This window comes from Coxiella-like endosymbiont, from assembly GCF_002871095.1.
Classification (GTDB): Bacteria; Pseudomonadota; Gammaproteobacteria; order Coxiellales; family Coxiellaceae; genus Coxiella.
This window is the reverse complement of record NZ_NSHJ01000112.1, coordinates 1-9131: the sequence shown is the minus strand read 5'-3', so window position 1 is coordinate 9131 and position 9131 is coordinate 1. Positions and strand designations below refer to the sequence as shown.

Sequence of the window (9131 nt, the reverse complement as noted above, 5' to 3'; positions counted from 1 at the left end):
ACTGCTTTCTGTGTTTAGGACGATTTTATATAAATATTTTAAGTTTAAAGCAAAATATAAAGATAAAATCTTCACCATAGAATTAACTGAATTTTAAAGGTAACCCATTCAAATAATTAAGAATCTAAATGTAATTATTTTAGTTATTAAAAAATCTATAATAAATGCAAGCGTCGAATTAAATACTTAAAGTAACTGCTAGAAAATTCTAGATTTTGGGATACTTCAAATAAAGTAATTTTCCTTATGGAGGTTTCTAAAATATGTCCTTCGAATACTAATAATCACAATACATTTTCAGGTATAAATGAGGAGGTTTCTTGTTATGATAATTTTTGATCTTATGGGAAAGAAAGCAAAGAACTTCAGTGAAAAATATATATTTACTCTCCATTATGCCACCTTGCTTCTTGCGAGTCTGATTTTAAAATTTTCAAGTAAATTACTTAAAATATGTATGAGTTGATTTAAAATAATTTTTAAATTTCATCAAACGTAGATTTATCCCTAATTAAATTTAACTACTGTAGGATTACTATGATTAACTTTTTTAAAGATTATAATAGCGTGTTTTTCCTTCAATAAAAAATAGAATAGAATAAGATACTTATATATAACTTGGGTATATATTTTCAATAGAGAGATTGCAGATTATCAGTTATAAGGCTTAATGTAGATTTAGTGAAAATACGTCTATTTTTTAAAATATCAAACAACATTCTATGAAGTTTATAATCAAAAACCAATATATTTTAGCGACAGTTATACTACTAGGAAAAGAAGAGGAGAGAAAATAAAAAATATTCTTCATTTAAGTAGGGTAGAGAAAGCTATATATTTGGTATTATAGGCGAAATAATGTTTATGTTATTAAAAGAAAAAATCTACTCAGATTATTAAATTTATATCCAAATTTTTTGAATTGAGCAGAGATAGCAGAATAAGAGATTAAGCAATTTTTAAACTTACTAAGAACTGGTTGTATCTTAAAATACGATACACTCTACTCTAAAATCTAAATTATAGGAAGTAATCAAAATAAAAAAAGAGAAGAAGAAAAACAACAATAAACATCAAGAGGGAACAACCCTAATAACTGGAGAGATACAACTCATTCACCGGTTAATATTTCTCTTTTCCTCAAAAAATTTGTACTGTATTTTATGAATTACAATGTTGTGTATCTGCAGTGAATAACTTGATAGGCTCAGCGATCAGCTTGAGGTTTATACTACAGATTTAAAAGTACTGCTTTTTAAAACTGGAACAAAATAAAAATGATAACATCATAATATTGAATGCAGTAAAAGAAGGAAGGAAAATTCTGTCTTAATCAGATTATCAGTGCTTAACTTGTTATGCTTTACTCGTGATCAGGCATTATCTTCATGATAGACATCTTAAAGATTTAACGACAGTAATTTATTTTAGAAAAAATTCTTTTTTTGCGTATTAAATTGATTCAGTATAATCTGAAAAAAGATACAAGAATCAATTGATTCAGATGTGACTATTGATTAATATTTTTTTCATAGAAAAAATAGCAGTCTAGAAAAAATAAGCTTGATGGATACTGAGACATTCAAGATAGAATGAATACTAATTTCGAGAGATGGTATCATATTTGTTGAAAAAAATCAGATAATTATAGAGAAGTTTTGTTTTACATATTAATATCTTGCTTTATAGAAAAAAGTAGAATTTACTCATTCAACGATAAGTACTGTGTAAAAAGAAATTTAAAATGTGATGAATTCAGATTTTTTTCATAGGCTAGCTAAAACTTCAATATAAAGGGTAATATTGAATTTATAAATATTTATTTTTAGGATCCTTATCCTGCTGTGCTTATAAAATCCGTTCAATTATCCCGTACACAGGCCCTCTACGGATGTTAAGAAAAATAAATTATAAATTTTAAATCTCTAATTAAAAATGAGAATGTACTAATCTAATTTTGTTCGATGCTATATAAAATATCCATGCCATTTCCTAAAGAGCTGGCTTCTGTTTGGATGGACCAATTTCCACTAATGAGATAGCAAAGCTGTATGATATTCATTGATGTAGTTATTCCACGACTGTAGCGCACATAAAGATGTGGTAATAAATACCGACCCACTACAAATGCGCTTTGAGTGGGGCTCCTGTTAGGAGGAGTTCCCAATCTAGTTAGAGTGGTAGTTTGGGATTCAATGCCTAATTCTGTGAGGCCCAAGTCTTGAGTGATTTGATCAACAATTCCACCTATTAAAGTTTTTTCGCTACCAATCTTTAATGTATCAATAGCATCTACTAAAAAATTCACGTTATCAGATTTATTAAGATTGGCAGGGTGCCCAAAAATTAAATACGATAAAATATCTGCTTGAGTAAGATCAGGATCTGAAGCATATAAGCTAACTTCTGGATGATGTAAAGTCCCTTCAAGATCAAGACCGATAGTGATCACTCCTTCACCAAGCCCAACCTCTTCTGGTCCCGGCTGGGCTAGAATAATGGGTGAGGCTCTTAATATGCGTACGGCACGAACACTTAAAATAGGATTAGTGATTGGGCTCTGAATAAAACTAACTGAAGAGTGTGGGGTGATATCCAAGATCCTCCCATGGGTACTAAACTTTCCGTCGATAATAGTAATTCGACCATTGGCAATTAAGGGCTGATGAGGGGTTCTTTTTAAGAGATTAAATTTGCCTCGTAACCGACCTTTTACCCCTAGAGAATCAATAACAACATGATCACCTAGCATAACTTGGAGATCCAGATTGATTCGCCAAAGAGACTCTTTTTTGGCTTCATGGCCTACGAAAACTGCATCACTTGTTAAAATGGCGGAGCGACTAAATGTAGTGGGTTTAAGAATAGCACGAGGAATGATGAGTGTCCCAGTAATATCGACATCTCGTCCGGTAATATTGATTTTTAAATTAGGTGAACCGTAAATTATATATTGATGAGTATTTACAATTAAAAGATTTTTATCATGTAAACTAAACCTTGTTGGGTAGCCTGGTATATTTAATTGTGTTTGACCTACGATTTGCACTGGGTGATTTTGGGTATAACCTGCTAAATGGTAATGAATCATTGAGTGGGTTGCTTCTATAGAAGCTTGAGCCTGAGTAATACTTAGTCTCAATTCTGGAAAATCAATACTACTTCCCTGTCGCAATTTTACCGTACCATAAATAGCTGGTTGTGTAGATGACTTACTGATATCTAAGTTAGCGATTAATTGCCCATGAGCTTGAATAGTGTCGGGAAGAATAGCACTAATAACACTTAGATCATTAGAGTGTATAGTTAATTTTCCCTGAATCAAAGAAACGGGTTTTAGGTCCCATTGACCTTGCAAACAGATCTGATTTTGGCCAGAGTGTAAACAAATTGGAGTAAGGGTAGTGTGGTTTTCGCTAATAGTAATTTTTAGGGGCTCATCGGATTTCCAATCGCCAAATTTTTGTGACTGAATGTTAAATTGATGAAAAATTCTACTCCAAACTTTATTTTGTATATTCTCTTCTCCTGCTAGAGTAATAACAAATTTACCAAAAGATCTATCGTCAATTGATATTTCTGTCTTGATATGGTGGGTGTGTGGTTGTTCCTTAGTATTAACTTTTAATGTTAATAGTTGTAAAGTAGGAGTTTGAATTTGTTGTGCGTCTAGTTGTAGAGTAAAAGCTTTATTAAAAAAAGGATCGATGTGCCAATGACTTTTTAATTTATTAATTTTAATACTCGGAAAAGCAATATTATGAGCAATCATATCACCTCTAATAATGGGTGATATAGAAGGGCCAATAATGCTACCATGGCCTTGTACAGTTCCATGAGTAGTTACCAATAAACTTGAAAAATTTTCTATATTTGCAATCCAATTTAAATTCCATCGCTGTTGGTGTTGGCCAGTAATATGTATGTAAGCTTGTGGAGATTGCAAAGTTCCTTGCACAGTAAAATTAGGTATAAGATTTGTATTATTTTCATAATATCCTTCTGTTCTAAGTTGAAGGGTTAATTGATGAGGCCATTTATTAAAAATTCTCTGAAGATTTAAATGAGCCATATCAACGTCTATTTTCCAGCGGACAGTAGGCTTAAATTGAATTTTTACGAAAGCATTGAGTCGCCCATTTAATGTATGTGCTTTGTATGTTTGAGCTTCAAACCATTCTTGAGTGCCTTGACTTGTAATGAGCCAATCAATATCACGATTTTTTGCTTGGAGGATAATACGATAATGATCCTGAATCTCAGAAAAAATTAGGTGAATATTTATCGGAAAAGGTTGAAGCATTTGACCGTCTATTGTGGCAATTAATGAACGCTTGAGAGCTATGTTATGTACTAAAAGGTTTTTGAAATGTATTAAATAAGGGTTTATATTCTTCTGAACAATCAAATTGGAAAAAGATCCGCTTTGAATATGTATAGTGATTGGAAGTCGTTCTGTTAATGGGTTGTGTATTTTTTGATTATCTATTTGATGGAGCATGATAATTTTAGTATTTTGCGCCGCCAAATGAGAGATAAACACTTGCTCTTTTAATAAATACAGAGGTTGCCAGTCGATTTTTAACTTATCGATCGTAATGTTTAATCCATTGTGTCGATAATTAAAATTAGTAAAAGTTAAAGGTCCATGCATAAGACCCGAGGTTGTTGAATACGTAAATTTACCCGGTATTATTTTTTTTGTAATTTTTAACCCTATCCCTAGACCAATAGGTGTTGTTAACATTAAAGTAAGAGCTAAAATTAAAATAGTAACTCCGATAATAACTCCAATTATCCATTTCATGATCATAATGGTGAGCCCATGGAAAATTGAATGACCCAGCGCTTTTTAGGTTCGCTGATTGGGTTGGCAATGGTGACTTCGAACATGCCAATAGGGGTTAACATTACTAAACCTAGACCAACGTCAACTTTTAATTTATTTTTATAAATTTGATTACTTACATTTCCTGCATCAATAAAAGCCGCAAGATAAAGGTTTGTCATAATTTTTTGTTGAATTTCAAAACTACCCACAAGAAAACTTCGTCCAGGGCCAATTGAATTATAACTATATCCCCGTAAGTTTTGAGCTCCACCCGCCAAAAATTGAAACGAAAGCGGTAAATTAACAATATTTTTTATAGCGGTATAACCTAGTGAGTTTCGAAGAATAAAGCGAGTTTGATCCCACGCTGTAAAAAGAAAACGGCTATTAATGCGACTTTGTAAAAAACTAGTCTTTGAAAGAAAACCTTTAGCAGCAGCACTAATTGTAGCAATTATACTGTACCCCCTTTTAGGGTTAAGCAAATTATCGGCATGAATGTGTTGCCACAAAGCTGAAGGATATAAAACTTTTGCGTTAGTTCGTGGTAGGCCGGTTAAATTATAACGTTCTTGTAAAGCTGTTAAACTAATTGTTTGTTGCCATCCATTAAGATTGGTTTGATAGCTTGCGGTGAGCCGTTCACTACGACCTTTTCCGACATCTTGATCTTGATTTAAAAAATCAGCCGTTAATACATATTGATCCTTGATTGGGTTGCCTCCAGGAATATAATAGTTAGCGACTAAGGCACTATTAACGGAAGAGGTACGCAAATAAGCATTAAATCGATCCCCATAAGGATTAATCCAACGGAAATTAGTTCGGATTAAGGCACGTACCCTTGTATCCGTTCCATATCCCAGTCCAAAGCTATATTGTTTTTTAGGTTCAGTATGGAGATGAATCGTAACGGGAACGTATAAGCCTATCGCTTTTTCAGGTTCTGGGGTTACTATTACTGTGGAAAAATAATTGCAATTAACCAGACCTTCTCGAGTCTGTTTCACTTTTTCTTCGCTAAAGTAATCACCTTTATGATATTGTAAAAAGTGATTCATGAAAGCTGGGCTGAAAGGAGTATAAGAAAAATGAGTTACTCCAAAGTGGAATCGTGGACCTGTATTAAAAATAATAGTTACCGTAGTCCGGTAAGTACTTAAATTGATTTGGATTTGACTTTTTAATATTTTTGCTTTAAAAAATCCTTGAGTAGCAGCCACATTAAACAAATCATTTTTCGCTTGCTCGTATTTTTGGGAATCAAAAAAATTCCCCGCTTTTATTGGAAAATTTTTATAGAGTTGTTGAAAAGCTTTATCGAAACTACCAGGTCCTATAATCTGTAGTTTTACATGAGTAAAATACATTCGTGGGCCTGGATTTACCACGAAGTGACTATACCATAACGAAGAATGGCAACGTTGAATATAAGAGTGGATGTACGGTTTAAAATAGCCGTAGGGTTTAATAGCTTCTTTGATTTCTTTAGGAATCTCTCGGTAAAATTTCATAATAGTGGCAATTGTAAATTCGTCTTGAATCGCTATTTGTTTTTCGGCTAATCGTTTAAAAACATTCTCTAGGGGGGTTAAGGGAAAACCTAAAATTTGAACTTCGAGAGTATTATGAACAGGGGGTGGAGAAATTCTTGCCCAAGCAAAGCTTGAAAAGCTTAAATAAAACAAACTGATGATACTTAAGATACTTAAATAATTTTTCATCACCTCAATTATACAGAAATCTCTAAAAATTGACGAAAAATAAGGAAATATATTATGAAGCATAAGGGACTATAATCATAGATCTAACTTACAATTAGCTTATAAAAGTTGGTAGCTTGTCACGAGATTGAATGATAAATATAAAACATGATAGATGATAATTTTAAGGCATCAGAATTAACTCTTTATTTTCAATTTACACGTAAAGAATGGTGTAATTTTCGCCAAGATACTCCACTTACCTTGACTGAAGACGATCTTGATAAACTGCATGGCCAAACAGAGATCGTTTCGTTGAAAGAAATTGAAGAAATTTATTTGCCTCTTTCCCGTTTATTGAGTTTCTATGTTACTGCAAGACGGGCATTATACCGTGCGATGGGGAAATTTTTAGGTAAGCCGGAAGGTAGAGTCCCTTATATTATCGGAGTAGCTGGAAGTGTGGCTGTTGGTAAAAGTACGACCTCTCGGGTATTAAAAGCCTTATTATCTTGCTGGGCAGATCATCCTAACGTAAAGATTATTACGACAGATGGTTTTTTATATTCGAACGCCCAATTAAAACATAAAGGGCTTATGAGACGAAAAGGATTTCCGGAAAGCTATGATATGCCTCATTTATTGCGAGTTCTCAATGCAATTAAATCGGGAAAAGCTAAAGTACCGATTCCTATTTATTCTCACCATTATTACGATATTATTCCCAATGAATATGAAATTATTGATCAACCCGATATTGTTATTTTAGAGGGTTTAAATATTTTACAGTCTTTTACAAAAAAGACTGATTATTCTTCTAAATTATTTGTTTCTGATTTTTTTGATTTTTCTTTATTTGTAGATGCTGAATGTGAAATTATTAAAAAATGGTATGTTGATCGGGTTTTGAGTTTTTGGCGTGGATCTTTTAGAGCATCTGATGCCTACTTTCATTATTTAACTTCTTTTTCTGAATCAGAAGTTGTTCAATTTGCTAAAAAAATATGGTGTCATATTAATGAAGTAAATTTGCTTAAAAATATATTACCTTTTAAAAATCGTGCTCAATTAATTTTAGAAAAGTCGGCTGATCACTCGGTTCAAAGAGTATATTTAAGAAAAATTTACGCTGAATATTCCTAGATATCAATTATTTAAAAATTTTAAAATAATTTCACTGCAAGGTTCTACTGAAGCCACTTTTTTCCAAGCGAAAGAACGGGGTAGGCAGTTTATTCGATTCGAATGATGATTCATCAAGAGTTTTGAGAGCTTTTTAATTTAAATGATTGTGTTGTAAGAATGAAATTGGAGCTTTAGCGGGAGGCTAGATTTTTGATCTTTTCTAATTTTATACAGTAGAGGAAAGAAAGTGTTTATTTAATGCTATAATTTTATTAATTAAAAATTGACGGTTTTGCTTTGGTCTTCTTTGGAACGTTAAGGAAGAAAGTAAAGATTATTTTAGTCTTGGTATTGAAAGATGCTATTATAACATGGGTAAAAGTTATCCTTTTGTTTGAGATTAAATGGTATTATTAAGTTTAGGAATAGAGACTGTTATGTTAAGTAAACTTGTCAAAGTTTAGCAGATTATTCTAGCCTTATCAACACACGAGTAGGCTTTCATCCTTAATTTTTAACCCTCATCTATTTAAGAGGGGTTACAGGCATAAAAAAATGATTTTAAATTATCATTTAAACTCTTAATTTATTGATAATGATAATTTAATAAAATTCATTTTGTATTATCAATATTGTTTTTTTTCCACTCAGTATAACGAATCCTGTAATTAATGAACAATTGACGTAATTAGGTAAGAATAAAATAATACTCTGTTGTTTTGGAGATTATTAAATTTATATAACCTCTGCAAGAAGGAGGTTGCTGAGGAGTTAGATCTTTGTATCTCTATAATTTTTATATTAATATATAATATAACTTTATTGTAGAGTATCTGAATGACCTTTTATTTTTATATTTTGTATATTGAAACTATGGATGGATCTATTCTCTCAAAATAAATAGCGTTTATGGAGTATACTAGTACTGTGGCTCGTATTGGGTGGGATTTAAGAAGCAGGGGAACTTTTGAGAGTCTTTGGGCTTCTTCAAATTTAGAATAAATCGAAAAAGAGTGTTTTTCCATGTTTATATTTAGGGTATAAAAGTTTTATTATATGTTTTTATCGTTGTCTTAGCCGCGTATACGATAAAATTGTGACCACGGGGCGCGTTGATAGACCCCCCCTCTTTATATAATCACACTAATTGGGATCATGAAAGAGCTGTATCTTTATATGAAAGAGGTGGGTCTTTGTATTTTTTGGTAGTAACAATTACTAAATTGGCTCCTACCATAATTAGTCAGTGGGATAACGTCAGTAAGATTAATAGATTGAGTAAAATGTAAAGACCGAATCTAACTTTCTTCTTTAAGATAATTTAGGTTAGCTCTATCATTGGTGCTAAGTTTTAACGTGCGCAATCATTACATATTATTTACTCCAAAGTAGAAGCTGCCTTTGCTAGTAGGAAAAAATTCTGTAGTGTATTCTATGACCATGAAACATTCAGATAAAATTATACGTACACG

3 protein-coding genes are annotated in these 9131 nt (G+C 32.0%); 1 reads left to right on the top strand and 2 read right to left on the bottom strand.

Annotation, left to right across the window (positions count from 1 at the left end; genetic code table 11):
• Positions 1-1951: 1951 nt before the first annotated feature.
• Both CLERM_RS02485 and CLERM_RS02480 read right to left on the bottom strand, forming a co-directional pair.
• Positions 1952-4807 carry a translocation/assembly module TamB domain-containing protein gene (locus CLERM_RS02485; RefSeq protein WP_236905120.1) on the bottom strand — a complete coding sequence of 952 codons (2856 nt, stop codon included), beginning with the start codon at positions 4805-4807 and terminating at the stop codon, positions 1952-1954.
• Positions 4808-4809: 2 nt separating this feature from the next.
• On the bottom strand, positions 4810-6555 hold the full coding sequence (locus CLERM_RS02480; protein WP_102157017.1) for an autotransporter assembly complex protein TamA: 1746 nt from the start codon (positions 6553-6555) through the stop codon (positions 4810-4812).
• A gap of 147 nt (positions 6556-6702) precedes the next feature.
• Between CLERM_RS02480 and coaA the strand changes: the two genes are divergently transcribed.
• Positions 6703-7677 carry a type I pantothenate kinase gene (coaA, locus tag CLERM_RS02475; RefSeq protein ID WP_102157016.1) on the top strand — a complete coding sequence of 325 codons (975 nt, stop codon included), beginning with the start codon at positions 6703-6705 and terminating at the stop codon, positions 7675-7677.
• Positions 7678-9131 lie beyond the last annotated feature (1454 nt).